This window comes from Glutamicibacter sp. GQ173 (assembly GCF_059759215.1).
Genome location: NZ_JCAXDT010000002.1, coordinates 185,302 through 211,032, shown reverse-complemented (window position 1 = coordinate 211,032; position 25,731 = coordinate 185,302). Strand labels below are relative to the sequence as shown.

At 58.2% G+C, this 25,731-nt stretch carries 25 protein-coding genes; 16 read left to right on the top strand and 9 right to left on the bottom strand.

The genetic code is table 11. From position 1 onward, the window contains the following. Positions 1-2: 2 nt before the first annotated feature. Both AC6CHO_RS04915 and era read left to right on the top strand, forming a co-directional pair. A complete protein-coding gene (locus AC6CHO_RS04915) occupies positions 3-1,298 on the top strand; it encodes a hemolysin family protein (protein WP_498213973.1) in 1,296 nt (431 codons plus the stop codon). Further along, complete coding sequence (gene era, locus AC6CHO_RS04910; protein WP_060701628.1) at positions 1,282-2,244, top strand: GTPase Era; 963 nt, start codon at positions 1,282-1,284, stop codon at positions 2,242-2,244. The genes AC6CHO_RS04915 and era overlap by 17 nt, the downstream gene beginning before the upstream one ends. An 82-nt stretch (positions 2,245-2,326) precedes the next feature. Here era and AC6CHO_RS04905 read toward each other — a convergent pair whose 3' ends face one another. Continuing rightward, complete coding sequence (locus AC6CHO_RS04905) at positions 2,327-3,499, bottom strand: FAD-dependent monooxygenase (protein WP_498213972.1); 1,173 nt, start codon at positions 3,497-3,499, stop codon at positions 2,327-2,329. A gap of 297 nt (positions 3,500-3,796) precedes the next feature. On the opposite strand from AC6CHO_RS04905, the gene leuA reads away from it, so the two are divergent. The 3 genes from leuA (at position 3,797) to AC6CHO_RS04890 (ending at position 7,239) form a co-directional block, all read left to right on the top strand. After that, positions 3,797-5,539 carry a 2-isopropylmalate synthase gene (gene leuA / locus AC6CHO_RS04900; protein ID WP_498213971.1) on the top strand — a complete coding sequence of 581 codons (1,743 nt, stop codon included), beginning with the start codon at positions 3,797-3,799 and terminating at the stop codon, positions 5,537-5,539. A 147-nt stretch (positions 5,540-5,686) separates the two neighbouring features. Then, the gene (gene recO, locus AC6CHO_RS04895; protein WP_498213970.1) at positions 5,687-6,436 is read left to right on the top strand and encodes a DNA repair protein RecO; all 750 of its coding nucleotides are present in this window, start codon (positions 5,687-5,689) and stop codon (positions 6,434-6,436) included. A 68-nt stretch (positions 6,437-6,504) separates the two neighbouring features. Next, positions 6,505-7,239: an isoprenyl transferase gene (locus AC6CHO_RS04890; RefSeq protein ID WP_244652410.1), complete on the top strand. Its 735-nt coding sequence runs from the start codon at positions 6,505-6,507 to the stop codon at positions 7,237-7,239. Between the two features lie 3 nt (positions 7,240-7,242). Here AC6CHO_RS04890 and AC6CHO_RS04885 read toward each other — a convergent pair whose 3' ends face one another. Next, positions 7,243-8,301 carry an alpha/beta hydrolase gene (locus AC6CHO_RS04885; RefSeq protein WP_498213969.1) on the bottom strand — a complete coding sequence of 353 codons (1,059 nt, stop codon included), beginning with the start codon at positions 8,299-8,301 and terminating at the stop codon, positions 7,243-7,245. 42 nt (positions 8,302-8,343) lie between these two features. Here AC6CHO_RS04885 and AC6CHO_RS04880 point away from each other — a divergent pair, with 42 nt between their 5' ends. Further along, positions 8,344-9,408, top strand: coding sequence for a quinone-dependent dihydroorotate dehydrogenase (locus AC6CHO_RS04880; RefSeq protein WP_498213967.1), 1,065 nt, complete (start codon positions 8,344-8,346; stop codon positions 9,406-9,408). Between the two features lie 321 nt (positions 9,409-9,729). Here the strand turns inward: AC6CHO_RS04880 and AC6CHO_RS04875 are convergent, their stop codons facing one another. Next, positions 9,730-10,323, bottom strand: coding sequence for a DUF3043 domain-containing protein (locus AC6CHO_RS04875; protein WP_498213966.1), 594 nt, complete (start codon positions 10,321-10,323; stop codon positions 9,730-9,732). Between the two features lie 69 nt (positions 10,324-10,392). On the opposite strand from AC6CHO_RS04875, the gene AC6CHO_RS04870 reads away from it, so the two are divergent. The 6 genes from AC6CHO_RS04870 (at position 10,393) to AC6CHO_RS04845 (ending at position 16,424) form a co-directional block, all read left to right on the top strand. Next, a complete protein-coding gene (locus AC6CHO_RS04870) occupies positions 10,393-11,802 on the top strand; it encodes a dipeptidase (protein WP_498213965.1) in 1,410 nt (469 codons plus the stop codon). Positions 11,803-11,932: 130 nt separating this feature from the next. Beyond that, positions 11,933-12,307, top strand: a complete 375-nt coding sequence (locus AC6CHO_RS04865; protein ID WP_060701620.1) for a HesB/IscA family protein — start codon at positions 11,933-11,935, stop codon at positions 12,305-12,307. A 213-nt stretch (positions 12,308-12,520) separates the two neighbouring features. Then, the gene (gene ctaC / locus AC6CHO_RS04860; RefSeq protein WP_060701619.1) at positions 12,521-13,402 is read left to right on the top strand and encodes an aa3-type cytochrome oxidase subunit II; all 882 of its coding nucleotides are present in this window, start codon (positions 12,521-12,523) and stop codon (positions 13,400-13,402) included. Positions 13,403-13,407: 5 nt separating this feature from the next. Next, entirely contained in the window at positions 13,408-15,126 is a 1,719-nt protein-coding gene (ctaD, locus tag AC6CHO_RS04855; protein WP_146275143.1) for an aa3-type cytochrome oxidase subunit I, read from the top strand. A gap of 2 nt (positions 15,127-15,128) precedes the next feature. Beyond that, positions 15,129-15,530, top strand: coding sequence for a cytochrome c oxidase subunit 4 (locus tag AC6CHO_RS04850; protein ID WP_444663872.1), 402 nt, complete (start codon positions 15,129-15,131; stop codon positions 15,528-15,530). Positions 15,531-15,641: 111 nt separating this feature from the next. After that, complete coding sequence (locus tag AC6CHO_RS04845) at positions 15,642-16,424, top strand: GntR family transcriptional regulator (RefSeq protein WP_444663873.1); 783 nt, start codon at positions 15,642-15,644, stop codon at positions 16,422-16,424. A gap of 473 nt (positions 16,425-16,897) precedes the next feature. Here the strand turns inward: AC6CHO_RS04845 and qcrB are convergent, their stop codons facing one another. The 4 genes from qcrB to ctaE all read right to left on the bottom strand — a co-directional run bounded on the left by qcrB (position 16,898) and on the right by ctaE (position 21,200). Next, complete coding sequence (qcrB, locus tag AC6CHO_RS04840) at positions 16,898-18,568, bottom strand: cytochrome bc1 complex cytochrome b subunit (protein ID WP_498213963.1); 1,671 nt, start codon at positions 18,566-18,568, stop codon at positions 16,898-16,900. Positions 18,569-18,570: 2 nt separating this feature from the next. Next, a complete protein-coding gene (gene qcrA / locus AC6CHO_RS04835; RefSeq protein WP_060701614.1) occupies positions 18,571-19,620 on the bottom strand; it encodes a cytochrome bc1 complex Rieske iron-sulfur subunit in 1,050 nt (349 codons plus the stop codon). 70 nt (positions 19,621-19,690) lie between these two features. Continuing rightward, entirely contained in the window at positions 19,691-20,485 is a 795-nt protein-coding gene (gene qcrC, locus AC6CHO_RS04830) for a cytochrome bc1 complex diheme cytochrome c subunit (protein ID WP_498213962.1), read from the bottom strand. 76 nt (positions 20,486-20,561) lie between these two features. Next, a complete protein-coding gene (gene ctaE / locus AC6CHO_RS04825; protein ID WP_498213961.1) occupies positions 20,562-21,200 on the bottom strand; it encodes an aa3-type cytochrome oxidase subunit III in 639 nt (212 codons plus the stop codon). Positions 21,201-21,486: 286 nt separating this feature from the next. Here ctaE and trpD point away from each other — a divergent pair, with 286 nt between their 5' ends. After that, entirely contained in the window at positions 21,487-22,554 is a 1,068-nt protein-coding gene (gene trpD / locus AC6CHO_RS04820; protein WP_498213959.1) for an anthranilate phosphoribosyltransferase, read from the top strand. Positions 22,555-22,633: 79 nt separating this feature from the next. On the opposite strand, the gene AC6CHO_RS04815 is transcribed toward trpD, so the two are convergent. After that, on the bottom strand, positions 22,634-22,915 hold the full coding sequence (locus AC6CHO_RS04815) for an Lrp/AsnC family transcriptional regulator (RefSeq protein WP_022875133.1): 282 nt from the start codon (positions 22,913-22,915) through the stop codon (positions 22,634-22,636). A 161-nt stretch (positions 22,916-23,076) separates the two neighbouring features. Between AC6CHO_RS04815 and AC6CHO_RS04810 the strand changes: the two genes are divergently transcribed. After that, positions 23,077-23,673, top strand: coding sequence for a sigma factor-like helix-turn-helix DNA-binding protein (locus AC6CHO_RS04810; protein ID WP_498213958.1), 597 nt, complete (start codon positions 23,077-23,079; stop codon positions 23,671-23,673). Beyond that, on the top strand, positions 23,674-24,216 hold the full coding sequence (locus AC6CHO_RS04805; RefSeq protein WP_498213957.1) for a hypothetical protein: 543 nt from the start codon (positions 23,674-23,676) through the stop codon (positions 24,214-24,216). Here AC6CHO_RS04805 and AC6CHO_RS04800 read toward each other — a convergent pair. Continuing rightward, complete coding sequence (locus tag AC6CHO_RS04800) at positions 24,196-24,579, bottom strand: DUF3054 domain-containing protein (RefSeq protein WP_498213956.1); 384 nt, start codon at positions 24,577-24,579, stop codon at positions 24,196-24,198. The two genes, AC6CHO_RS04805 and AC6CHO_RS04800, sit on opposite strands and share 21 nt — an antisense overlap. Before the next feature lie 171 nt (positions 24,580-24,750). Between AC6CHO_RS04800 and AC6CHO_RS04795 the strand changes: the two genes are divergently transcribed. Continuing rightward, entirely contained in the window at positions 24,751-25,722 is a 972-nt protein-coding gene (locus tag AC6CHO_RS04795; protein WP_498213955.1) for an arsenic resistance protein, read from the top strand. Positions 25,723-25,731 lie beyond the last annotated feature (9 nt).

Genomic DNA, 25,731 nt, shown 5'->3' with positions numbered 1-25,731 from the left:
CCGTGGAAATACTCTTGCTGATTCTCGCACTGGTCTTCATGGCATTTTCCGCCGTGCTGACAGCCGCAGACTCAGCGTTCTACGCACTATCCCGCCACGCAGCAGAACGCTTGCGCGCCGAATCCAATTCGAAGTCGCTCTCCGCGATTCTCGACGAAACCGAAACCCACGCCCAGGCTATCAAGTTCTGGCGCATCTGGTTCGAAACCGCTTCCGCAGTGGCCGTCGCCCTGCTGGTCGCCCAATGGATTGAAAATGTCTGGCTGATCGGACTCATTTCGACTATTGCCATGGCTGGCCTGGGCTTTGTGCTGGTGAGCGTATCGCCTCGGCGTTTCGGCCGCTCCAACGCGGAAAACGTGGTGCAGAATACCGCACCGATGGTCCGGCTGCTGCGCATTGTGCTCGGCCCGGTCACCAACTGGCTGGCGTCCATTGCCAAGGCATTGAGCCCCGGCGGAGTGGACGAAGTCGGATATCTGGGCAAGGAGCGCCTGAGGGACCTGGTAGACCGCGCCTCGGAAGGCGAAGATCTTGATGAGGAATCAGCCGAACTGATTTCCTCGGTCATCGATCTGGAGGAAACCAGTGTCCGGTCCGTGATGGTGCCGCGCACCGATATGGTGGTGCTCACCGCTGAACAGAGCATGCATAGCGCCATCGACCTGTTCATCGCCTCTGGCTATTCGCGCATCCCCCTGATCGGCGAGGACACGGACGATATCCAGGGCATCATCTACCTCAAGGACCTCATTCGCGAGATCCATGGGCTGCAGCAGGCCGAGACCTTGGCAGATCTGGCACGCAAGGTCCGCTTCGTCCCGGAATCCAAATCTGCTGCTGAGCTCCTGCAGGAACTGCAGAAAGAATCGATCCACCTGGCCGTTGTCATTGACGAGTACGGTGGAACTGCCGGTCTGGTCACCCTCGAGGACCTGCTGGAGGAAATCGTCGGAGAGATCGATGACGAGTATGATCGGTCAAGGACCGAGCTGATCGAGAACCCTGATGGCTCCCTGTTTGCGGTAGCCACTGCTGCCATCGATGACATCGCTGACCATTTTGACATGCATATTGAAGAGGAAGACGTCGACACCGTTGGCGGTTTGCTCTCCAAGACCCTGGAATCGGTGCCGGTGCTCGGGTCCACCGCCGATGTCAACGGCCTGAGGCTGACCGTGGTCTCCCTGGCCGGCCGACGCAACCGGATCGGCAAAATCCATGTAGAGCGCCTGGAAACGGACGCATCCGACCATATTGAGAACGACGAGGATTCCTCACATGAGCGAAAACCATAACCTGCTAGCCGCCAGCGGATGGCCGGAGAATTTCCGATCGGGATTCACCTCCTTCGTAGGACGGCCGAACGCCGGCAAGTCAACGCTGACCAATGCGCTGGTGGGCCAGAAGGTGGCCATCACCTCGGCCAAGCCGCAAACCACCCGCCACACCATTCGCGGTATTGTGCACCGCGAAGATGCGCAGCTGATCCTGGTCGACACCCCGGGACTGCACCGCCCGCGCACCCTGCTGGGACAGCGGCTCAATGACCTGGTGGCAGACACCCTCTCGGAAGTCGACGCCATTGGCTTCTGCATTCCGGCCAACGAAAAGATCGGCCCCGGCGACCGGTTCATCGCCACCCAGCTGGCCCAATTGCAGCGCAAGCCGATTGTCGCCTTGGTCACCAAGGCGGATCTGGTGGACCGCGAACAGCTCGCCCAGCAATTGATCGCGGTCGCCGAAATGGGCACCCAGAACTTCGGCGAAAATGGCTTTGCCGCCATCATCCCGGTTTCTGCGGTGAAGGAATTCCAGGTCCAGGAGGTCGCCAACGTCCTGGTTGAGCAGCTGCCCAAGGGGCCGCCGCTATACCCAGACGGAGAGCTGACCGACGAGCCCGAGGCCAAAATGGTGGCCGAACTGATCCGCGAGGCCGCATTGGAAGGTGTGCGTGACGAGCTGCCGCACTCGCTGGCCGTGGTGGTCGAAGAGATGATTCCTCGCGAGGGCCGGCCAGAGAACAACCCAATGATCGATATCCACGTCTCGCTGTTCGTGGAGCGTTCAAGCCAGAAGGCCATCGTGATCGGCCGTGGCGGTTCGCGCCTGCGTGAAGTCGGTTCCAATGCGCGCCAGGGCATTGAGAAGCTGCTGGGCACCAAGGTGTACCTTGACCTGCACGTGAAAGTCGCCAAAGACTGGCAGCGCGATCCCAAGCAGCTTGGGCGCCTCGGCTTCTAAGCGGCAAGGCACCTGGTGCCTAGAGGCATCATCAACCGGCCGGAACCATTTGGGTTCCGGCCGGTTTTTGCCTAGCCGGCCGCTATTTGGCCAGCCGCTTCACGATCTGCCGGGCAATAATCCGATCCATTCCTGGCAGCCTGGTGGAGCGCAGGATCAGCCGGCGCCACAGCAGACCCAGCCTGCGCCGCGGCAGGAAGCTGTTGGCCGCCCGGCGCCCCGAAGCCTGGGCGGTGGCAATTTTCGGCCGCATCACCCGCTCATACTCATCCAGGGCTGCCGGCAGCTGCTCCTGGTTGGATACCGGGCCCAGCGCATCTCCCAGCGCCGCGGCCGCGCACACTGCCATCGCGCCGCCCTGCCCGGCCAGCAAGGACACAGCGGCGGCTGCGTCCCCGATGAGCACCACGGCGCCCTGATGCCAGCAGGGCATGAGCACCTGGGCGACGGCATCGTCATAGGGATCCGGCGGGCACAGCTCCAGCAGCCGGTCCACTTGCCCGCCGGCGCCGGCGAAAATCCGGCGCAAGCGTTCGCGGGTCCCGTCCAGCTTGGCCTGCGGATCTTGCCGGTAGACCAGGAACGAGGCGACCTCCGAGTCGCGCAATCCGTAGATCCCCGCAGTGCGATCCACCGTGTCGCTGAGCACGAAGCGGTTCTTGAACTGCCGGTTCAGCGCTGGCTCGTGCACGATGAAGGCCGCCGCGCGCATCCCCAGCGGGCTGAGAAAGTCCTCCTCGGGCCCGAAGAAGGCGGACCGCACCGCCGAGTGGATGCCATCGGCGCCGATCAGCAGGTCAGCGGTTTCCACCGGCTGCCCGCCGCCGGGCCAGACCTGCACCTGCGCCCCGTGGTGCTCCATCCGCTCGATGTGCACGCCGTAGCGCAGCTGCACCCGGCCTGCCTTCACCTCGCCCAAGGCCTTGAGCGCCGCGCGCTCCATATCGGGGCGCAGCAAGGAGAGCACATTGCCGCCGGCCAGATCCGCGAATTTGAGGTAGTCCAGGCTGGCGGTGACCCGCCCGCCCGGATCCATGTATTCGGCCGCTTCCACCTGGTAGGCCACCTCGGCCAAGTAGGGGTGCAGGCCGATGCGTTCGGAAGCTTCCACCCCCGGCCCGAAGAAGTCCATCATGTACCCATCGCGGCGTGGCGCCGCAGAACGCTCGAGCACCAGCACTTGCCAGCCGGCCAGGCCCAGCTGCCGTGCAGCCACCAGTCCGGCGATTCCCGCGCCGACGATGATCGCTTTCATCTGCAGGCCTCCTTGGGCCGGTACCGTTTAATTCCCATTCTTCGCCGGGAGGCCCGGGCTGTCTAGGGCCGCCGGAACGCCGGCTGTCCACAATGTGACACAGCGCCGACATAAGTTTGAGCACAGCCGAATCCTCGGTGTTATGCTCAATTCGTGCATTTCGAGCTTCTACTACTACTCAGCCGCTGCGAGGATCCAAAGGACCGTTAGTGGTCTACAGGCCGACCCCTCGTCGCGGAGTAGCTCTTGTCTGGCCCCACAAACTAAGCACTATTTTTGTCTAGGGGACACACCGAAATGCAAAACATGCAAAAATCTTCGAACATGCCAATCCACAAGTATGTTCCATTCCAGGACCAGATCGAAGTCAACCTGCCCGATCGCACCTGGCCCGACAAATACATCACCAAGGCCCCGCGCTGGTGCGCCGTCGACCTGCGCGACGGGAACCAGGCGCTGATCGACCCGATGAGCCCTGAGCGCAAGCACAAGATGTTCGACCTGCTGGTGCAGATGGGCTACAAGGAAATCGAAGTTGGCTTCCCATCGGCTTCGCAGACCGATTTCGACTTCGTGCGCCAGCTCATCGAACAGGATCGCATCCCCGAAGATGTGACCATCCAGGTGCTCACCCAGTCCCGCGAACACCTGATCGAGCGCACCTACGAGGCCCTGGAAGGCGCCAAGCAGGCCATCGTCCACCTGTACAACTCCACTTCGATCCTGCAGCGCGAAGTCGTCTTCCGCCAGGACGAGGACGGCATCGTGGACATCGCCGTCCAGGGCGCCAGGATGTGCAAGAAGTACGAAGAGCAGCTGTCCGGCACCAAGATCACCTACGAGTACTCGCCGGAGTCCTACACCGGCACCGAGCTGGCCTTCGCCAAGCGCATTTCCGAGGCCGTGGCCGAAATCCTGGAAGCCACCCCGGAAAACAAGATGATCCTGAACCTGCCAGCCACCGTGGAAATGGCTACCCCGAACGTCTACGCGGACTCCATCGAGTGGATGCACCGCAACCTGGCCAACCGCGATTCGATCATCCTCTCGCTGCACCCGCATAACGACCGCGGCACCGGCGTGGCCGCAGCTGAACTGGGCTACCTGGCCGGCGCGGACCGCATCGAAGGCTGCCTGTTCGGCAATGGCGAGCGTACCGGCAACGTCGACCTGATCACCTTGGGCATGAACCTGTTTGGCCAGGGGATCGATCCTGAAATCGACTTCTCCGACATGGACCACATCCGCCGCACCGTCGAGTACTGCAACCAGCTGCCCGTGCCAGAACGCAGCCCCTACGGTGGCGACCTTGTCTTCACCGCCTTCTCCGGATCGCACCAGGATGCCATCAAGAAGGGCCTGGAGTCGATGGAAGCCAAGGCCGGCGCCGAGGGCAAGGACATCAATGAGCTCGTTTGGGCCGTTCCCTACCTGCCGATCGACCCGAAGGATATCGGCCGCTCCTACGAGGCCGTGATCCGCGTGAACTCGCAGTCCGGCAAGGGCGGTGTCGCGTACCTGCTGAAGAACGACTACAACTTGGATCTGCCACGCCGTGCCCAGATCGAGTTCTCCGGCGTCATCCAGCGCAAGACCGACACCGAAGGCGGCGAAATCTCCTCGGAGCGCATTTGGAATGTCTTCCAGGATGAATACCTGCCAGTTGCCAAGGATTCAGGCATGGAATCATGGGGCTACTACGAGATCGCTTCGGCTACGGCAACCTCTGCCGAAGATGGCAGCTTCCAGCTGGATACCAAGTTGATCATCGACGGCGTGGCCCATGAACGCACTGCCCAGGGCAACGGTCCGCTGTCTGCACTGGTGAAAATGCTCAACGACGACGGCGTGGACCTGCGCGTCCTGGACTACACCGAGCACGCCATGAGCGAAGGCGGCAACGCCAGTGCCGCGGCCTTCGTTGAATGCGCCGTTGGCGATCGCATCCTCTGGGGCATCGGCATGGACACCAACACGAACATTGCAGCGCTCAAGGCCGTTGTCTCGGCAGTGAACCGCGCGATCCGCGACGCCGCCTAAAGAGGCCAAGCCCTGTAGAACAAGTGCACGCTATGGCGAAGGCAATGGCCTTTGGCATGGCGTGCACTTTTTTCCCGCAGCATCCTCGCAACACCAGCAATCCTCCAGATTGCGCACTTTGATTGCGGTAGTGGGAGAATATTCTCCGTGTCCCGATCAGGTTTTGCTTCCAGGAGTTACCACACGCGTGGTTTAGTCTTGCGCACCCACAAGCTGGGAGAAGCGGACCGGATCATCACCTTGCTCACGCCCAAGGGCATTGTCCGCGCGGTGGCCAAGGGAGTTCGCCGCACGTCATCGCGGCTGGGTGCAACCCTCGAGCCGTTCATGGAGGTCGAAGCCCTGCTGGTGATGGGGCGGAACCTGGACATCGTCTCCCAGGCGCAGCTACGCAATTCCTACGGGCAATTGCTGGTGGCAGATTATCCGAGCTACACCGTTGCCAACGCCATGGCCGAGATTGCCGAAAAGCTGGTCGAGGCCGAAGGCGATTCCACCTTGCAGCAATATCGGCTGTTCCATGGAGCCATCGCCCTGCTCTCCAAGCAGCGCGTGGATTCCGGCGCTGTGCTGGATTCCTACATATTGCGCGCGCTATCAATGGCAGGATGGGCCCCATCCTTTACCGATTGCGTCAAGTGCGGCAAGCCCGGCCCGCATCAAGCTGTGCATATCCAGCTGGGCGGAGTGGTCTGCGCGGAATGCCGTCCGCCAGGTTCATTGTCGCCCCATCCGATCACCATTGACTACCTGCAGGCGCTGCTCGAGGGCAACTGGGCCAGCGTTGCCGAGGCCGGCCCTCGAGCACGCAAGCAGGCAGCAGACATCGTGGCAAACTATTTGCAGTGGCACCTTGAGCGTGCAGTGAATTCCCTACGTCTCGTGGAGAGAAATTGAAAAAACTTCCGAAGATCACCGGCCGCCGAGGTCCCGAAGCGCCATACGCGCATCCAGCGAATCCTCGCATGCCTGCCATTCCCCGGGAGCTGGTCCCTGAGCACGTGGCCATCGTGATGGACGGCAATGGACGCTGGGCCAATCAGCGCGGCCTGCCGCGCACCGAAGGCCACCGCGCGGGTGAAGCAGCCCTCCTCGATGTGATGGCTGGTGCAGTCGAAATGGGCATCAAGTACGTTTCGGTATATGCCTTCTCCACCGAAAACTGGAAGCGGAGCCCGGACGAGGTGCGCTTCCTGATGGGCTTTTCCCGCGACGTTCTGCGCCGACAGCGAGATACGCTGAATTCTTGGGGCGTACGCATTCGCTGGTCCGGACGCGAACCCAAGCTGTGGAAGTCCGTAATCAACGAATTGCGTGCCGCCGAAGAGCTCACCGAGGCCAACCAGGGCTGCCAGCTGACCATGTGCGTCAATTACGGTGGGCGTGCGGAGATTGGCGATGCGGTGAGCGCTATTGCCAAAGATGTTGCCGCAGGGAAACTGCGCGCCAGCGCAGTGGGGGAGAAAACCATCGCCAAGTACCTGCATGCACCTGAACTGCCGGACGTCGACCTGTTCTTGCGCACCAGTGGCGAACAGCGAACCAGCAACTTCTTGCTCTGGCAGTCTGCGTACGCAGAAATGGTGTTCCTCGACCAGCTCTGGCCAGACGTCGACCGCCGCACCTTGTTCACCGCCGTCGAGGAGTACGCCAAGCGCGACCGGCGGTATGGCGGCGCCATCGACAAGCCACAGGCCTAGGGCCTATTTCCGAATCTTGCCGACCAATCGCAGCCACAAGGCCAGATCCCGATAGGCAGTTGCCCTGGCTGGCTCGGCTGACGTGAAAACATCGTGCATGGCGCCAGGTACTTCGCACAGCGTGACGAAGCTTCCCAGCTTCCCTGCGCGAAGTCGGGTTTGCTGAACGTCGAGCACCGAATCGCAATGCTGCATATCCGGCGAGTAGCTGGTTCCGATGTGGGTGTTGTCAGAAGTCATGACGAGGATCGGCAAGCGAAGATTCAGGCCCTTGGCCACGTGGGCATGCCCATCAAAGATGGCCTTGAGCCATCCAGCTGTATTGGGGAATGCCAGGCGCGGCCGCCACAGCCGGTGAACGTCCCATTCACCGTGCGCTTGAGTGCTCAGGGATTGCCAATAGTGGTCAAATTCCGGACCTATCAGCTTGCGTCGGGGATTTGTTCTTGTGATCGCTTCCATGAGCCCGTGCATGGGTATGCGCAAGAACGCTGTTCCCTGGAACTCCAGCCACGGTGAATTCAGTACCAGCGCCACGATTCCGGGGCTCTTGCGGGCAATCCACAGGCTCAGGATCAGGCCGCCGGTCGAATGGCCTTGGACCACAATGGGCAGGGCCGGATGCTCGGATTTGATCACGGAAAGCGCCGCGTCGAGATCCTCGTCAAAAACCGCCAGATCGTCGACGTAGCCTGGCAGCTGGTGTTCTGATCTCAGGCTCCTGCCGTGCCGGCGCAGATCAACAGCGTAGAAGTGATAGCCCTGGGCATGCCAGAAGAACGCTAATTCCTGGTTGTAAAAATAGTCGCTCCACCCGTGTACGCTGAGCACGATGCCCCGTGCGTTGCGCCCAAGCTTGTTTCGGATTCCTCGGGGACGGTAGCGAACCAGGGTTGCTACCGCGGGCCCTTCATCATCAACGCCGAAGTCCAAACTTTGGTATTCGAACGACTCGCCCAAAAAATCTTGGGACCACTCGCCGGCCTGCGTTGAGGCCAGGTAATCAGGCCACGCGTCGCTTTCGCGGATGATGTGCTCCTTCATATCTTGAATACTACTCATCTCAAGTTGTCTGTTTCGGGTTCTTCACGGGAAAATGGTTTCATGCGCATATACCCATTGGTCTTCAAGCACGTGTTCACCAAGATGGATCCTGAACAGGCTCACCATTTTGCTTTTAATGCCATCAAGATCGCGCAACGTGCTGGGCTCACCAAAGCGGCCCGCAAGTTTTTCGCTCCTGCGCCGAAACTGAAGAGAACGGTCATGGGAATCGACTTCCCCTCGCCCTTCGGACTGGCCGCCGGATTCGACAAGGGAGCTACCGGAATCGTTGCGCTCAGCGATATCGGATTCGGCCACGTTGAAATTGGTACAGTAACCGGACAGGCGCAGCCAGGCAACCCGCAGCCTCGGCTCTTCCGCCTCGTTGAAGACCGTGCAGTAATCAATCGCATGGGATTCAACAACGAAGGCGCTGAGCTCGTTGCAGCTCGAGTTGCCAGCGCGCGCCAGCACTTGAAGGGCGATTACCAGCAGACCCGACCGGTCATTGGCGTCAACATCGGCAAGACCAAAGCAGTTGAGCTTGACGACGCCGTAGGGGACTACCTCGCCTCGACGCGCCAGCTGGCCATTCATGCCGACTACTTGGTGGTCAACGTTTCCAGCCCTAATACTCCTGGCCTTCGACTGCTTCAAAGCGTCGAATCGTTGCGTCCGTTGCTTTCGGAGGTAGGAGAACTCGCCGACAAAGTCTCCGGACGGCACATTCCCTTGCTGGTGAAGATTGCTCCGGATCTGAGCGATGAGGATGTCTCGGACGTAGCACAGCTGGCAATAGAGCTGAAGCTCGATGGCATCATCGCGACAAATACGACCATTACCCGTGACGGCTTGAAGAGCGACGCGGCAAAGGTTGAGGAAATTGGTGCTGGCGGCTTGTCTGGAGCACCGCTAAAGGAGCGTTCCCTGGAAGTGCTTCGCCAGCTTCGTTCGCTCGTACCTGCTGACATGGCGCTCATTGCCGTGGGCGGCGTAGAAAGCGCACAAGATGTCAAGGATCGCTTGGACGCGGGCGCTGACCTCGTGCAGGGATACACCGCATTCTTGTATGAAGGCCCGTTCTGGGCTCGCTCCATCAACAAGGACCTTGAGCGCATGCTCTAGAGCGATCAAGATTCCACTCGCACCGGCTTGGAAAGCTTCGGGGCTGGAGAACGACAGCGTTCTCCAGCCCCGACCTGCGTTAAGGCAGGAGCGGGCCGTAAAGAAGGATCGGAATCAGGCCTTGTATCTGCCGCTACAAGAAGATCCGCTCAGGTAATGCAGGGGGAGCGCACGAGGTAAAAAGCGTGCAAGGAATTGCATGACATGCGAGTTAAAACATTGTAATCCAACTTACAAAGTTTCTAGCTTGTTTCAAGTCGAGAGGACATGGCAAAAAAGGCAAGCTCGAATGCGCTTGCCTCTATTGCCAAATAAGGTGAATCAGTCGACCTTGGCCCCGCGTGCAACCTGCGGCTTAGGCAAGCGAAGCTTGCGGAACTGCATTCCACGCATCGCTGCGTACATGCGTACTCCGCGTTCCATGTGACCGAACTTGGCCACGAGACGGCGCTTGAGCAGGATCGAGGTGACGATTGCTTCAAGGATGATCAAGGCGATAACAACCCAAAGCGCCAGCTGAACGAACACCTGGATTTGAAGGTTGCTCTGGAATACAAGCGAAATTACCAAGAATGCCAGGATGATGAACATCATGAACTCGCCAAACATCCAGCGAGAATCGATGAAATTACGGGTATAACGCTTTTGCTCACCCTTGTCGCGTGGCATGAGGTAGCGCTCGTCGCCGGTTTCATTGGCAATGCGCAAGCGATTTTGAGCTTCAACGCGTTGCTGCCGCTCTGCTTCCTTGGCCGCCTTGCGGTCAGTCGGAACCAAAGGTCGCTGACGATTCGCCTGCTGCGCACTGCGCTTGGGCGTTGGCCCCGATTTGCGTCCATCGGCTGATTCCGATGACTGCTCTACGGGCTGTACATTTACGGGGGATTGAGGTTCATCCTTCTTACGTCCAAACACCCCTCTATCCTAGCCGGAATTAGCTTGTCGCGTGACATTCGATACGCAATGAATTGCTAGGCTGAAGACATGAGCACAAATTCTGTCTTCGACGCCGCTACGAACGGTGTTGATATTTCTTCATTAAGAGGCCACATTGATACGAACTTCGAGCAGATCCTCGAAGAACTCAAGGCTTTAGTTTCCATTCCCAGCATTGCGTGGGAATCCTTTGATCCGCAGAATCTGGAAAAGTCGGCAGAAGCCGTTGCCGAACTGGCCAGGGATGCAGGCATGGAGAGCGTGGAGATTCTGCGTGAACCTGCCGAAAACGGCGCCATGGGCGCCCCGGCAGTCGTAGCCCGGCGCAAGGCCGCACCAGGCAAGCCAACTGTCCTTTTGTACGCCCACCACGACGTGCAGCCTCCGGGCAGCGAAAAAGATTGGAATACCCCCGTCTTCGAGGCCACTAAGATCGGCGACCGCCTCTTTGGCCGTGGAGCGGCAGACGACAAGGCCGGAATCATGGTCCATATCGCGGCTCTGCGCGCGGTGCTGGACCTTGTAAAAGATTTCGGGCTCGGCGTCACCTACTTCTTCGAGGGGGAGGAGGAGGCAGGTTCGCCGTCCTTCCGCAACTTCCTCGAAGCGCATCAGGACAAGCTCGCAGCCGACGTGATCATTGTCGCCGATTCAAGCAACTGGGCTGTTGGCACTCCGGCGCTCACGAGCTCGCTGCGCGGGATGTGTGCCGCTGAAATCACCGTGCGATCGCTCAAGCATGCGGTTCATTCCGGAATGTTCGGCGGGCCGGTATTGGATTCCCCGCTCCTCGCGGCAAAGCTCATCTCCACTTTCCACGATGAAGACGGCGCTGTTGCCGTTGCCGGCCTTGTTGCCAACGAATCAGCCGAAGTCGACTTTGACGAAGCGCAGTTCCGCAATGATTCTGGCGTCCTGGATTCATTCGAATTGGCTGGCACTGGAAAAATCACCGATCGCTTGTGGAATAAACCAGCACTGAGCGTTATTGGAATGGATGTCCCCACCGTTGACCAGTCGTCGAATACCCTGATTCCGCAAACTCGATTCAAGGTTTCAATGCGCTTGGCACCGGGCCAGGATCCAGCCAAGGCGCTTCAGGCGCTGGAGGCGCATGTGCGGGGAGTCGATTTGCGCGGTGCGCAAGTGGATTTCAAGGCCACAGAAGCGGGCAATGCCTACAAGGCCGATCTGGAAGCTTCGGCGAACGACACTGCTCGCTGGGCTCTTGAACAAGCCTGGGGCGTTGTGCCAGTGAACATGGGATTGGGAGGATCAATTCCATTCATCGCTGATCTGCTTGAGGTATTCCCGAAGGCGCAGATCCTCGTGACCGGAGTCGAGGATCCAGATTCCCGAGCCCACTCGGCGAATGAATCCCTGCACCTTGGCGACTTCCAGCATGCAATTGAGGCTGAAGCGCTGTTGCTGGCCAGGATCAATGCTGAAGGACTATGAGGCGTGTCATACGCCGTGACACAAGGGGAGAAATCCTCGCCGTAGCGACGTAGGATAGTAGCAAGAACAGAGGCGATGCTTCAGGGCAAACCTGAAGCAGATGCCACAACGAGCAGTATGGGAGGAAATCATGACTGCAGCTGTTGACCAAACCAAGGGCGACCCAACCGAGTTGCCAACCCACGAGGTAAATATTTCCGACGTGGCCGCCGAAAAGGTGCGTTCGCTGTTGGAGCAGGAAGGCCGCGACGATCTGCGTCTGCGCATTGCCGTGCAGCCAGGTGGCTGCTCAGGCCTGATTTACCAGCTCTACTTCGATGAGCGCATGCTCGAAGGCGACGCTGTTCGCAATTTCGACGGCGTAGAGGTCATCGTCGACAAGATGAGCGTTCCCTACCTTGCCGGCGCTTCGATCGACTTCGAAGACACCATCTCCAAGCAGGGCTTCACCATCGATAACCCTTCCGCTTCCGGCTCGTGCGCCTGTGGAGACTCCTTCCACTAGGCCCAAGGGAACTAACGCCGCTGTTCAAACGTTGAAGAAATTTCTCGTTAGAACAGCGGCGTTTTTCGGCATTCTGACCCCGAAGAGGGTAAGCTCTACGTTAAGTAGTAAAACTATGTTTCCCTTCGTAAGCCACCTCACCGTGCAACACGTTAAACCACGAGGTGACTTATGAAGACCACATTCTGCACCAACAAAGAGGAAGGGCCGTCTGTGAGTTCGCAAGACCGAACCGGCAGTCGCGGGTCTGCTAAAGCCAAAGTTCTGGCTTTAGTCGGCGCCGGCGCGCTGCTGTTGACGGGATGTTCAGCGGAGGCTAAACGCGGTTGGCTCCCAAACGTGGAGCGTGACACCACTAACCACACAGCTGCAATCCAGGATTTCTGGGTTCACTCGTGGATCGCCGTGGTCGTCATCGGTATTTTGACTTGGGGCTTGATGCTTTGGTGCATCATCGCCTACCGCCGCCGCAAGACCGACACCGGTTACCCCCGCCAGCTGAGCTACAACATGCCATTGGAGATCTTCTACACGGCCATTCCTTTGGTCCTTGTTCTAGTCTTCTTCAGCTTCAACAACACCCTGGAAAAGAGCATCAACAAGCCTGTTGATTCCGAGGTCGTAGTAGACGTTCGAGCCAAGCAGTGGTCTTGGGACTTCAACTACACCTACCAGGGCACTGAGAAGCATTTCGCTGGCACGCAGGCCCACCTGCACACCGATGGCTCGGAAGGCGCTCGTGAAGAACTGCCGACCTTGTACCTGCCAGCAGGCAAGTCGGTACAGCTGGATCTGAATAGCCGCGATGTCATTCACTCGTTCTGGGTTCCAGCCTTCTTGCAGAAGCTGGACATGATCCCGGGCAAGACCAATCACATCTACCTGACTCCTCAGGTTGAAGGCAACTACGACGGAAAGTGCGCCGAGCTTTGCGGCGAGTACCACTCCGAGATGCTCTTCAACGTGAAGGTTGTCAGCGACGCAGAGTTCAAGGCTCAGCTCGCAAAGATGGACGATGGACACATCGGCGAAGAATACGACCGCCAGCCGGACACGGTTAACGGCGTCGTAGTCGAACACGGGGAAGGAGAATAATCACGATGACAACGTTTGAATATGCAACTGACGACGTCCGGTCGATTGCCCCAGCCGTGGTGCCGAAGTCGAAGGGCCGCCTCTTCGTCGACTACATCACGACGACCGACCACAAGAAGATCGGGTACATGTACCTGATCAGCTCGTTCGTCCTGTTCTGCGTCGGTGGCGTTATGGCGCTGCTGATCCGTGCAGAGCTGTTCGAACCAGGTATGCAAATCCTGCAGACCAAGGAACAGTACAACCAGCTGTTCACCATGCACGGCACCGTCATGCTGCTGATGTTCGCAACCCCGCTCTTCGCAGGCTTCGCCAACGTCATGATGCCTTTGCAGATTGGTTCCCCGGATGTGGCTTTCCCACGTCTGAACGCACTGGCCTTCTGGTTCTTTGCAATGGGTTCGGCCATCGCCCTGGCCGGCTACCTCACCCCGCAGGGTGCAGCTAGCTTCGGTTGGTTCGCTTACGCGCCGCTCTCGAACACCACCTTCTCGCCAGGTGTCGGTGGAGACCTCTGGGTCTTCGGCCTGGCGCTGTCGGGCTTCGGTACCATCCTGGGTGCCGTCAACTTCATCACCACGATCATCTGCCTGCGTGCCCCTGGCATGACCATGTGGCGCATGTCGATCTTCTCGTGGAACACGCTGATCACCTCGCTGCTCGTGCTGATGGCCTTCCCGCCACTGGCAGCCGCGCTGTTCGCACTGGGTGCTGATCGCCGCTTTGGCGCTCACATCTTTGATCCCGAGAACGGCGGTGCCGTCCTCTGGCAGCACCTGTTCTGGTTCTTCGGACACCCAGAGGTCTACATCATTGCGTTGCCATTCTTCGGCATTGTCTCGGAGATCTTCCCGGTCTTCAGCCGCAAGCCGATCTTCGGCTACAAGGGCCTGGTCTTCGCGACCATCTCGATCGCTGCCCTCTCGGTTTCCGTGTGGGCCCACCACATGTACGTAACCGGCTCGGTCATGCTGCCGTTCTTCGGTTTCATGACCATGCTGATCGCGGTGCCAACCGGTGTGAAGTTCTTCAACTGGATCGGTACCCTGTGGCGCGGTTCGATTACCTTCGAAACCCCCATGCTGTGGAGCATCGGCTTCATGATCACCTTCCTGTTCGGTGGCCTGACCGGTATCATCCTTTCCGCTCCTGCACTGGACTTCCACGTTTCGGACTCCTACTTCGTGGTGGCGCACTTCCACTACGTGGTCTTCGGTACCGTGGTCTTCGCAATGTTCGCTGGCTTCTACTTCTGGTGGCCAAAGTGGACCGGCAAGATGCTCAACGAGCGTCTTGGCAAGATCCACTTCTGGATGCTGTTCATCGGCTTCCACGGAACCTTCCTGATCCAGCACTGGCTGGGCGTCATGGGCATGCCACGTCGATACGCCGACTACATGCCTGAAGATGGCTTCACCTTCATGAACCAGGTTTCGACCGTGTTCGCGTTCATCTTGGGCGCATCGATGATTCCATTCTTCTGGAACGTATGGACCACCTTCCGCTACGCCAAGAAGGTTGAAGTTGATGATCCGTGGGGCTTCGGCGCCTCGCTGGAGTGGGCGACTTCCTGCCCGCCACCACGCCACAACTTCCACTCGATTCCACGCATCCGTTCGGAGCGCCCAGCTCTGGACCTGCACCACCCGGAACTGAGCGGTCGCGTTACCCCGGAAACCCCGGTTGCGAAGATCTTCGGCCCTGCTGACCAGAAGGACCTGTAAAGATGAAAATTGAATCCTGGATCTTCCTGGGTGGCGTCTTCTTCTTCGCCCCTGTCGCCGTAGTTTACGGTTACATGACCAACTGGAGCGAATGGGTTGGCTTCCTGGCATTGCTGATGCTGGTAGGCCTGTCCGCAATGGTTGGCTGGTACTTGTTGTTCACCGCCAAGCGCATCGGCCCTCGTCCCGAGGACCGCGTTGACGGTGAGATCCACGAGAACGCCGGTGATATCGGCTTGTTCTCGCCATGGAGCTGGTGGCCACTGGTGCTGGCCGCGTCTGCGGCAATCTCCTTCCTGGGCCTCGCCGTAGGCTGGTGGGTCTTCTACATCGGAGCCGGCCTGGCCGTCGTCGGTGTGACCGGCTGGGTTTACGAATACAGCCGTGGAGACCACGCACACTAAGCAGTGACCTTAATGGGGTGACAAGCAATTGGCTTGTCACCCCATTAGTCTTTTAATTACAGCAGGGCCGGCGTTGACTCGACGGCCAAGCCAGAGCCTAGGAGATCGATTATGCGCCACGCACCCCAGCCGAAGGTCGAGGGCCATCTTGATCCCGCAAGCAAGCAAAGCAAGTACCGCCAAATCCGGGAGATCCTCAAGACCCATGCACGCGAGGCCTGCAAACCTGGCTACAAGCTTCCACCAGAACGCGAGCTTGCCGAGCACTTTTCCGTGGCCCGAAAGACCATCCGGCAGGCTATCGACGCGCTGGTCGACGAGCAGGTGCTCAAGCGCGTGGTTGGCATCGGCACTTTCGTGGTACCCGAGAAGCTCGACCTTCGCGTCAGGTTGCATTCCTATTCCGAGGATATGATGCGCCGAGGAATGGTCCCGGACGCGCACGTTCTCGAATTTGCCGAAATCAAGGCCAACACCAACCTCGCCCTGCAGCTCATGGTGGAGGAAGGCACGCCGGTAGTTCAGTTCAAGCGTCTGCTGCTGGCCGATGGCACCCCAATGAGCCTTGACGAGAACTACATGCCAGCGGACCTGGTTCCGGGCTTCGTTGATGCCGAACCGCCGTCCAAGCTCTATCAGGCGCTCCACGAGCGCTACGGGATCCTTTTGGAGTGGGGCGAGGATCAGGTCGAAAGTACTGCCGCCAGCAAGAGCCAAGCCCATTTGCTGGCCGTTGAACCAGGGTTCCCGCTTTTGCAGATCACCCGCTACGCCTATATCGGTGAAAGGCTCGCCGACTATTCCGTGTCGCTATATCGCTCGGACCGCTACAAGCTCTTCGTTCCACTGCAACGCGTAGGCACGCGCACCCCGCGCTACACCGACTCGTTCTAGCCTTGGCACGCGGGGGAGCAACACTGCAAGCGCCGCAAGAAGCACGGCACCCCGAACCCTTGCCAGTGGCTTACTGGCTGCTGTCGGCCGTGTGTACGGCCCTCGTCTCCGGGCACGGCCCGTTCTGCATCGATCACCAATGTTCGCAAATGTGCACACAGGCTGATGGGACACATGGATTCCCCGGCACCGACGTCTAGCGCAATGCGAATCTGGCCGCCAGAATTCCAATGGTGCCGCGCGAGAAGGCCAACGCCATAACGGCCATTGGGGGACACCCTATCACCTGGCGACTGCCACAGGCCTTTGCCTGCCGCGTACGAGGCCCATCGCTCCCGTCGGTGACCGCTTGCGCCTCCCGCGCTTCTAAAGCGCCCAGAATCGTTCCTGCGGGCTTCTGGCGTGTTGGGTTAAATAAAGGAGGGACACACCTTTCGGTGTGTCCCTCCTTCTGTGACTAACGCGAGTCGGAATTACTTCCCGATCGAGTCCTGCATGTCACCCTCAACCTCATGGTGACCGTGAGCAGCATGCGCTGCCTCCAGTTCCGATGGGGTTACCGGGGCGACGCGATCTTCGAAGAAGAACTTCGAGATCATTGCGCGGCGCTTCTCCGAACCGGAGATGTGGCCGGCAGCGTCAGGCTCAGCTGGAATGTACTGGCGATCCACGAAGTTGGTCAAGAGGTAGCGCTTGTACACGTCGACCTCTTCGTGCTTCTCGCTGAAGCCGCCTTCTGGCGACATCTGGATGATGCCCGCTTCGCGGCCGTGCAAGACGATCTCGCGATCCTTGCGCTGCAGCGACAGGCAAATGCGGCGGGTCAGCCAGAAGCCCAGGATCGGGCCGAGGAAGAACAGCGCGCGCAACCAGTAGGTCACGTCATTCAGCGCCACGTGGAAGTGCGTTGCGATCAAGTCAGAGGATGCAGCTGCCCACATCACGCTGTAGAAGATCACACCGGCAACACCCATAGCGGTACGGAACGGCGCGTTGCGCGGACGATCCAGCAAGTGGTGCTCGCGGTTGTCCTTGGTTACCCAACGCTCGATCCATGGCCATGCAAACATCACCACGAAGAGCGCGCCAGCAGGAACCAGGGCCGGAAGCAGAACCGACAGCACCAGGGTGTTGTCACCCCAAGGGAACGGGATGATCCACTCGAAGCTGAAGTTGCCCAGGGTACCTGGCATCAAGCGCAGTGCACCATCAACGAAGCCGATGTACCAGTCAGGCTGGGTACCAGCCGAAACAGGGGATGGGTCGTATGGTCCGTAGTTCCAGATCGGGTTGATCTGGAAGAGGCCAGCGATGAATGCCACGATGCCGAAGACGATGAAGAAGAATCCACCGGCCTTAGCAGCGTAAACCGGGCCAACAGGGAAACCAACAACATTGTCGTTGGTGCGGCCTGGGCCTGGGTACTGGGTGTGCTTGTGGGTCACAACCATGAAGAGGTGAACAACGATGAGCAAGATGATAACCGCAGGCACAATCATGATGTGCAGCGAGTACAGGCGCTGGATTACGTGCTCGCCTGGGAACTCGCCACCGAAGAAGAACATCGACAGGTAGGTACCAACGATGGGGATCGCCTTCATGACGCCGTCGATGATGCGCAGGCCGTTGCCGGAAAGCAGATCATCAGGCAAGGAGTAGCCGGTGAAGCCAGCAGCCAGGCCCATGATCAGCAGCACGCCACCGACAACCCAGTTCAATTCACGGGGGCGGCGGAATGCGCCGGTAAAGAACACGCGGAGCATGTGGACGGACAGCGATGCTACGAAGAGCAGTGCCGACCAGTGGTGCACCTGGCGCATGAACAGGCCACCGCGCACGTCGAAGGAGATATCCATGGTGGAAGCCATGGCGGTCGACATGCCCAGACCCTTCATAGGCACATACGAACCGTTGTAGACCACGTGGGCCATCGACGGATCGAAGAAGAAGGTCAGGAAGGTGCCGGAAAGCAGCAGCAACACGAAGGTGTACATTGCCACTTCACCGAACATGAACGACCAGTGGTCAGGGAAGATCTTGCGACCGAATTCCTTGACCATGGCCGAGGCGCCAACACGTGAATCCACGAAGTTGGCGATACGACCGGTGGCGGTCGATGCCTGGTATTCGTTAGTCGTCGTCATGATTAACCACGCTCCCAGTAGGACGGGCCAACAGGCTCATGGAAGTCGCTCTGCGCAACCAGGTAGCCTTCGGAGTCCACGGTGATTGGCAGCTGTGGAAGTGCGTGACCAGCTGGGCCGAAGATAACCTTGCATTCCTGGGTCAGGTCGAAGGTCGACTGGTGGCAAGGGCACAGCAGGTGGTGCGTGTGCTGCTCGTACAGTGCGATTGGGCAACCGACGTGGGTGCAAATCTTGGAGTATGCGACGATGCCGTCCACGTTCCAGTCTTCGCGTCCCTCGGAGATCTGCATTTCCGCTGGATCCATGCGCATCAGCAGAACTACGGCCTTGGCCTTTTCGTTCAGCGGATTCTCGGTTTCGTTGATGCCCTCTGGGACAACGTGGAAGGCCGAGCCGATCTGGACATCAGATGCCTTGATCGGGGTACCGGATGGGTCGCGGGTCAAGCGGATGCCCGTGTCCCACATGGTGTGGCGCAGGGAATCGATCATCTGGTTCGCGGTGTTGCCGGTGCGGTCCAGGTCGCGGAACATGAAGATCGCCGGAATCGGAGCCAAGGCAATGGCACCGATCAGGGTGTTGCGGATCAGCGGACGACGCTTGATGCCGGATTCTTCAAGAACGGTATCTACGATCTCGACTGCATCCTGGCGGTCTTCTTCAGATCTGATCTCGTGGCGCATTTCCATGAGCTCGTGATCCGGCATGAGGGTCTTTGCCCAGTGAACAATACCTACACCGATACCGAGCATCGCGAATGCGGTGCCCAGGCCCAGTGCAGCGTTCTGCACACGCAGCTCAGCGAAAGACATTTCGCCCAGGCGGCCCAAGACGAAGTAGGCCACGAAGAAGAAGAGCGTTCCGATGATGGAGATGGTAAATAGGAGCGCTACTTGACGCTCGTGTCGCTTGGCTGCGCGCGGATCGCGATCTGCGAGACGCGGACGATGGGGTGGCAAGCCCGGATCGGGGAAACGATCCTGAGCTACATCGTCAGCCTTAGCAACGGTGCCCGAGTTTTCGGGACTGCCGTGACTATGGTCGCCCATGTTTCTCTCTCATCCTTCTGTTAGGAAATTATGTACGTAGTGATGGTTACGGCCAGTGCCGTGGTTTGCCTTAGGAAGGACGCGAGGTCAACCAAATGGTGAAGGCGATGATGATGCCCAGACCTGCGGTCCAGGTGAACAAGCCTTCAGCAACTGGACCCAAGGAGCCCAGGGCTGCACCGCCAGCAGAACCATTGGCTTCAATGGTCTTCAGGAAGGTGATGACATCACGCTTCTCGTCTGGGGTGATATTCGAGTCGTTGAACACGGGCATGTTCTGTGGGCCGGTAGCCATCGCTTCGTAGATGTGCTTCTCAGTTACGCCGGTCAGCGTCGGAGCAAACTTTCCTCGGGTCAAAGCACCACCGGCTGCTGCCGCGTTGTGGCACATTGCGCAGTTCACGCGGAAGACAGTTCCACCATGGGCAGCATCGCCCTGGGTGGTATCGAGGTATTCCTCATCCGGAATCGCTGGGCCCGCACCCAGGCTGGCCACGTAGGCCGACAGCTGGGAGATCTGCTTGTCATCGAACTGGACTGGCTTCACCTGGGCCTGGGGGCCCTGCATCTGCATTGGCATGCGGCCGGTGCCCACCTGGAAGTCAACAGACGCGGCGCCAACACCGATCAGCGAAGGACCGGAGTCCGAGCCTTCAGCATTCATACCGTGGCAGGTAGCACAGTTGGCGACGAAAAGCTTCTGACCTTCGTCAACATCGGTCTGCGATGCGGCGGTGGTCTCAGCGGCCTTCGCTTCGCTGATGTTTCCTGCTGCGGTGTAGAGACTGCCGGTAATCAGCAATCCAAACAGAAGCAGGGCCACAGCGGCGAGCGGGTGGCGGCGCTTTTTCGAAAGAGCCTTCACTTGCTGGTTCCTCACTTAGTTTCTTTGGTGTGGTGTTGCCGTACTTCTTGGTGTGGCAACTAATGACTAAAAGTTGCTACTTCAAGAAGTAGATGATCGCAAACAGCGCGATCCAAACAACGTCAACGAAGTGCCAGTAGTAGGACACAACGATGGAACCCGTTGCTTCAAAGTGGCCAAACTTCTTAGCCAGCATTGCACGACCAATGATCAGCAGGAATGCAATCAGGCCACCGGTGACGTGAAGGCCGTGGAAGCCGGTGGTCATGTAGAAGGCCGAAGCGTAGGAGTTCGAGTTCAGTGCTACGCCCTCGTGAACGAGGGTGACGTATTCATAAGCCTGGACCGAGACGAAGATTGCACCAAGGATGAAGGTGAGAATGAACCATTCGATCATTCCCCATTCCTTGAAGTTGAACACTCCGCCGGAACGGCGAGGCTTGAATTCTTCGGCACGGAACACGCCAAGCTGGCACGAGAACGAGCTGGACACCAGAATCAAGGTGTTAACCAGCGCAAACGGCACGTTGAGTTTGGCAGTTTCAGTCGCCCATAGTTCGGGCGCGGCAGCCCGGAGGCTGAAATACATGGCGAAGAGGGCGGCGAAGAACATGAGCTCGCTGGAGAGCCACACCATCGTTCCCACCGACACCATGTTTGGGCGGTTCGGCGCATGTGGCGCCGTCGTATTTGGGGCATGAGTCGCAGTTGTCACACTGACATTATGTCTCTAAATGCCCCTCAGATACCAATGCAGAAAGGCGTTGTCGGAGGTTTTTTGCGCCACACATCGACAACAACCGCGGAAACACGGGGAAGTATGCAGAAAACTCTTTCTACAATTCGTAGAGCTTGATTCGGCGAGTCTTGCTAAACAATCATTTATGCAACACTCTTGTACCCTATTTATCCCCAGAAACACTAGGATTCTAGCGATTTGAGACACATCATATGGCGACATGAATTGGGTCTGGGACTGCCGGCTCGATAGGCTTTCATTTGTGTCAACGAGCCTTGAAAACGAAAAGTTCCCAACGTGGCCAGATCTCCTAGCCACCCTGATTAGCGGTGGCGATCTCAGTCGCGTTCAGGCAGCGTGGGCCATGAATGAGATCATGAGCGGCGAGGCCAGCGATGTTCAAATTGCCGGCTTCCTGGTTGCCTTGCGCTCCAAGGGTGAAACCGTCGCGGAGCTGACCGGCCTCGTGGATTCCATGGTTGCCAATGCGAAGCCGTTGAACATCGAAGCACAAACATTAGACATTGTGGGGACCGGCGGAGATCGCCAGAACACCGTCAACATCTCGACGATGGCCACATTGGTCTGCGCTGGCGCCGGCATCAACATCGTTAAACACGGCAACCGCGCCTCATCTTCCTCTTCTGGATCCGCTGACGTCCTTGAAGCGCTCGGCGTTCGCCTTGATGTACCAATCGAGAGGCTTGTCGAGGTGTACGACAAGGTTGGAATCGCGTTCTGCTTTGCCAACGTTTTCCACCCGTCAATGCGCCACGTTGCCGTGGCCAGGCGCCAGCTGCGCGTGCCAACAGCTTTCAATTTCATGGGGCCCCTGACAAACCCCGCCCTTCCCAGCTCGTCGGCCATCGGCTGTTCAGATTTGGAAATGGCTCCAATCATGGCCGGCGTCTTGGCCAGCCGCGGTTCTCGCGGCCTGGTTTTCCGGGGCAACGACGGCCTCGATGAGCTGACCACCACCTCACCCAACCGGGTATGGGAGGTTCGCGATGGACGGGTCAAGGAGTTCATTTTTGATGCGCAGGATCTTGGCATAGCGCGCGCAAGCATCGAACAGCTCCGCGGAGGCGACGCCCTACACAATGCAGAGGTTGTCAAAGAGATCGTCTCTGGAGCGCAGGGGCCAATTCGCGATGCCGTTGTGTTGAACGCTGCAGCGGGAATGGTTGCCTACGAGCCAACGAACGAGGGCAGCTTCGAAGAACGCATGAAGATCGCTGTTGCAAAGGCATCCGCCTCGATTGATTCCGGAGCTGCAAAGACCGTTCTGGCCAATTGGTCGCAGACTACTCAGAGGATTTTAGGCGAGTAGCGCACAGGTTCAAACAAGGACGGGTTCTGGTTGCCGCTAATACAAGCGGTAACCAGAACCCGTCCGTCGTTCTATGGCTTCAGTCGTCCAAGCCCAGGGAAAAAGCTGCTTCCAAGTCATGATCCGAATAGGCACGGAATGCAATATGGGTTTGGGTGCCCCGAATCCCGGGAATCTTTGAGAGCTTGTTGGCGATTACCTCCGCCAGATCCTCATGCTTATGGACCCTGGCTACCGCAATCAGATCCCAGTCGCCAGCGACGGAATAGACTTCGCTGATCCCTGAGATTGCGGAAATCTGTTGAGCACACTCCGGGATGCTGTCCGTGGCCGTCTGAATCATGACGAATGCAGTAACCATAATTGCGCCTTTCACTACTTGAGCCTTCACGCTGAAGGCCTATGACTTAGTTTCAACTCTAGTCGAAAATACAATTTCAGGGAGTCGGTCGAAAGCGATAGGGACGCGTTTCACAAGCCTTAAAGTTAGTATCTATATTTACAATGGTTTATACTTGTCCCATGATAGTTTTGACCATCGACCAGCGGCGCTCACGATCTTCGGAAGACAAGGTGCAAGCCCTCATTGAACAGGCCAACGCCACAGTTCCGGTAGTGCGTCCATTCCAGCGTACCGCCGGAGACGAGGTTCAAGCTGTACTCGATGATGCGTCGGAAGCGATTCGATTGGCAGTCATGATGGCAGCTTCGGGGGATTGGAGCGTCGGCCTGGGATTCGGCCAGGTCGAGACCCCCTTGCCAAAAGAGACTCGGGCCGGTCGCGGACCAGCTTTTGAATACGCCCGAGTCGCCGTTGAGCGCTCAAAGAATACGAATGCGCACGTTGCAGTCCATGGGCCGTCCCATGAAGCAACGCGGCTAGAAGCCGAGCTCCAGCTAACCGCCTGCATTGTCGCCAAACGCAGGGCCACCGCCTGGGAAGCGGGAACCTTGGCGGACGAGGGCCTTACCCAGCAACAAATTGCCAAGGAATTGGGAATCACCCAGCAGGCAGTCTCGTCTCGCCTATCCGCAGCACTATGGTTTGAGGCAAATCGAATGATGGATGAGGCAGCGAAGTCACTGACTCGACAAATGAAAATGCTAGGGGAGTCGTAGATGTTTTGGATCGCGTGGGGGAGTCTGAGCCTAGCCACCATACTTTCTTGCCTAGCTGCATATCTGGGTTACGCCATGGGAAAGCGGGCGCGTTGGCGCGAAGTTCTCATTGTGATCTCCGGACTTCTGGCTGCTGCTGCGGCAGTTTTATCAGCAGCATCCGGTGCAACTGATCAGTCCAGTCATGTACCGACACTGTATGTCGTTATGCTCTCGTCCATATTCGCGGTGAGTTTTGGTGGACCATTTACGGAACTCGTTTTCAGGCTGGCCGCCAAAAATGATTCAGAGATCGAAAAGGAAGAGTCCGACCCATCTCCGCTTCGTGGCGGATTATGGATCGGACTCCTGGAGCGAGCTGCCATCGTCAGTACGTTGTGGGCCGGTTGGCCAGAAGGCATCGCCATCGTATTGGCGGTCAAAGGACTCGGCCGGTTCTCTGAATTGAAAGACCACCGCGCGGCTGAACAATTCATCTTGGGCACGTTCTCCAGCAGCCTGGTTGCTGCCGGCTCCTACGGGCTAGGCCTGTTGTTGCTGTGATCGTTTAGCGACAAATCCGCAGACTGCTCGTCGGCCAAGCAAGAATAGCCCAAGAACAATCAACGTGACGATCACGAACGAAATGGCGGCCGTCTTTCCCATCAATAAGCGTGTCGCAACACCCAAGACGACGGTTCCAAGCCAGACCAGAATACCTGTTGGCCACAGTTTATTAATCGTCTGCCATGGCCGCGACAGGACAGTCATGACGACATAGGCTATGAGGAAGGGCAGAGCTGTCATGAAGATCCCGGTGATTCCCAGCCCATGCTCATGTTCCCGGCGTCCCAGCAACGCGAAGAGAACGATGAGGAGAACGTCTATGAAAACCATCCAGGGCCACTTGCTCATACTTTGCTTCATGTACTCATGATAGGGATGCCTCCGTCGAATTCACGGCAGCTTTCAGGACTAGGACGCTGTTGATTCAGACACAGCGGAGCACTGTCAGCAAGAATAGGCCCACGGGCAGTTATTCAATGGTCGATAATCAGTTTTGGGAGCGTAGGGTTCTTGTCTTCAGCAACGACGTGGATGAACAAGCATCAGATCCGGCTCTATTTACTGGCTATCGCGGCAGGCTGCCTTATTGGCGGGCGCTTCCCGAACCTCAGCAGCGTCCTAGGTGCTTCGATCAACCCATTCTTGGGCATACTGCTTTACATCACGTTCCTGAGCATCCCTCTGACCAAGCTGGTCGATGGTTTCAGGGATTTCAGATTCATCTCGGTTCTGATGGTAACCAACTTTATGGTGATCCCGATCCTGGTTTTCGTTTTGACGAGATTCATCCAAGCCGATAAAGCTGTTTTGGTCGGTGTCGCCCTTGTCTTGTTGGCACCATGTGTGGACTATGTCATCGTTTTTTCAGGACTGGCCGGGGGAGAGAACCACAAGCTGCTCGCCGCAACACCGCTCTTGCTGCTACTGCAGATGCTGCTGATTCCCATCTACATGTATGTCATAGTCGGGAAATCCTCATTGGAGATGCTTGCGCCAGAACCATTTGCAGCAACCTTGACATTGCTCATATTCATACCGCTGGCGCTTGCGATTACTACTCAGATCCTGGGCAATAAATTTGCTTGCTTCAGCAATATCGCTTGCCGCGCAGAGAACTTCATGGTTCCAGCCATGATGGGAACGCTTTTCAGCGTGGTGGGTTCACAAATCCACGTGTTGGCTGATCAGGGAGAAAGCCTGATTCAGGCGGCGCTAGTATTTATTATCTTTATCCCTGTGGCAGGTTTCGCCGCGTTTCATATTGGCAAAGCATTCGGTCTTCCAGCAACGGCCCTGCGTGCGGTCAGCTTCAGCGGGGTCACAAGGAACTCCCTGGTAGTACTGCCCATTGCACTGGCTTTGCCGATTGAATACTCACTGGCCTCGTCAGTCGTAATGACGCAGACGCTTATTGAGCTCGTGGCGATGCTCGTCATGGTTAGGGTCGTGCCGCTACTTATTAGGGCGACGCCCAACGATCCCTTGGGAAGTCCCAGAGGCTAAAGTACGCTT

Excerpts from the sequence above, each read along its gene's own strand:
- AC6CHO_RS04885 (WP_498213969.1), bottom strand. The coding sequence starts at position 8,301 with ATGAGTAGTATTCAAGATATGAAGGAGCACATCATCCGCGAAAGCGAC.
- qcrA (WP_060701614.1), bottom strand. The coding sequence starts at position 19,620 with ATGGGCGACCATAGTCACGGCAGTCCCGAAAACTCGGGCACCGTTGCT.
- AC6CHO_RS04805 (WP_498213957.1), top strand. The coding sequence starts at position 23,674 with ATGTTTTGGATCGCGTGGGGGAGTCTGAGCCTAGCCACCATACTTTCT.
- AC6CHO_RS04845 (WP_444663873.1), top strand. The coding sequence starts at position 15,642 with ATGCGCCACGCACCCCAGCCGAAGGTCGAGGGCCATCTTGATCCCGCA.
- AC6CHO_RS04870 (WP_498213965.1), top strand. The coding sequence starts at position 10,393 with ATGAGCACAAATTCTGTCTTCGACGCCGCTACGAACGGTGTTGATATT.
- AC6CHO_RS04890 (WP_244652410.1), top strand. The coding sequence starts at position 6,505 with ATGCCTGCCATTCCCCGGGAGCTGGTCCCTGAGCACGTGGCCATCGTG.
- AC6CHO_RS04865 (WP_060701620.1), top strand. The coding sequence starts at position 11,933 with ATGACTGCAGCTGTTGACCAAACCAAGGGCGACCCAACCGAGTTGCCA.
- ctaD (WP_146275143.1), top strand. The coding sequence starts at position 13,408 with ATGACAACGTTTGAATATGCAACTGACGACGTCCGGTCGATTGCCCCA.
- AC6CHO_RS04810 (WP_498213958.1), top strand. The coding sequence starts at position 23,077 with ATGATAGTTTTGACCATCGACCAGCGGCGCTCACGATCTTCGGAAGAC.
- leuA (WP_498213971.1), top strand. The coding sequence starts at position 3,797 with ATGCAAAACATGCAAAAATCTTCGAACATGCCAATCCACAAGTATGTT.
- AC6CHO_RS04850 (WP_444663872.1), top strand. The coding sequence starts at position 15,129 with ATGAAAATTGAATCCTGGATCTTCCTGGGTGGCGTCTTCTTCTTCGCC.
- AC6CHO_RS04905 (WP_498213972.1), bottom strand. The coding sequence starts at position 3,499 with ATGAAAGCGATCATCGTCGGCGCGGGAATCGCCGGACTGGTGGCTGCA.
- AC6CHO_RS04800 (WP_498213956.1), bottom strand. The coding sequence starts at position 24,579 with ATGAAGCAAAGTATGAGCAAGTGGCCCTGGATGGTTTTCATAGACGTT.
- AC6CHO_RS04795 (WP_498213955.1), top strand. The coding sequence starts at position 24,751 with ATGAACAAGCATCAGATCCGGCTCTATTTACTGGCTATCGCGGCAGGC.
- qcrB (WP_498213963.1), bottom strand. The coding sequence starts at position 18,568 with ATGACGACGACTAACGAATACCAGGCATCGACCGCCACCGGTCGTATC.
- era (WP_060701628.1), top strand. The coding sequence starts at position 1,282 with ATGAGCGAAAACCATAACCTGCTAGCCGCCAGCGGATGGCCGGAGAAT.
- AC6CHO_RS04880 (WP_498213967.1), top strand. The coding sequence starts at position 8,344 with ATGCGCATATACCCATTGGTCTTCAAGCACGTGTTCACCAAGATGGAT.
- AC6CHO_RS04815 (WP_022875133.1), bottom strand. The coding sequence starts at position 22,915 with ATGGTTACTGCATTCGTCATGATTCAGACGGCCACGGACAGCATCCCG.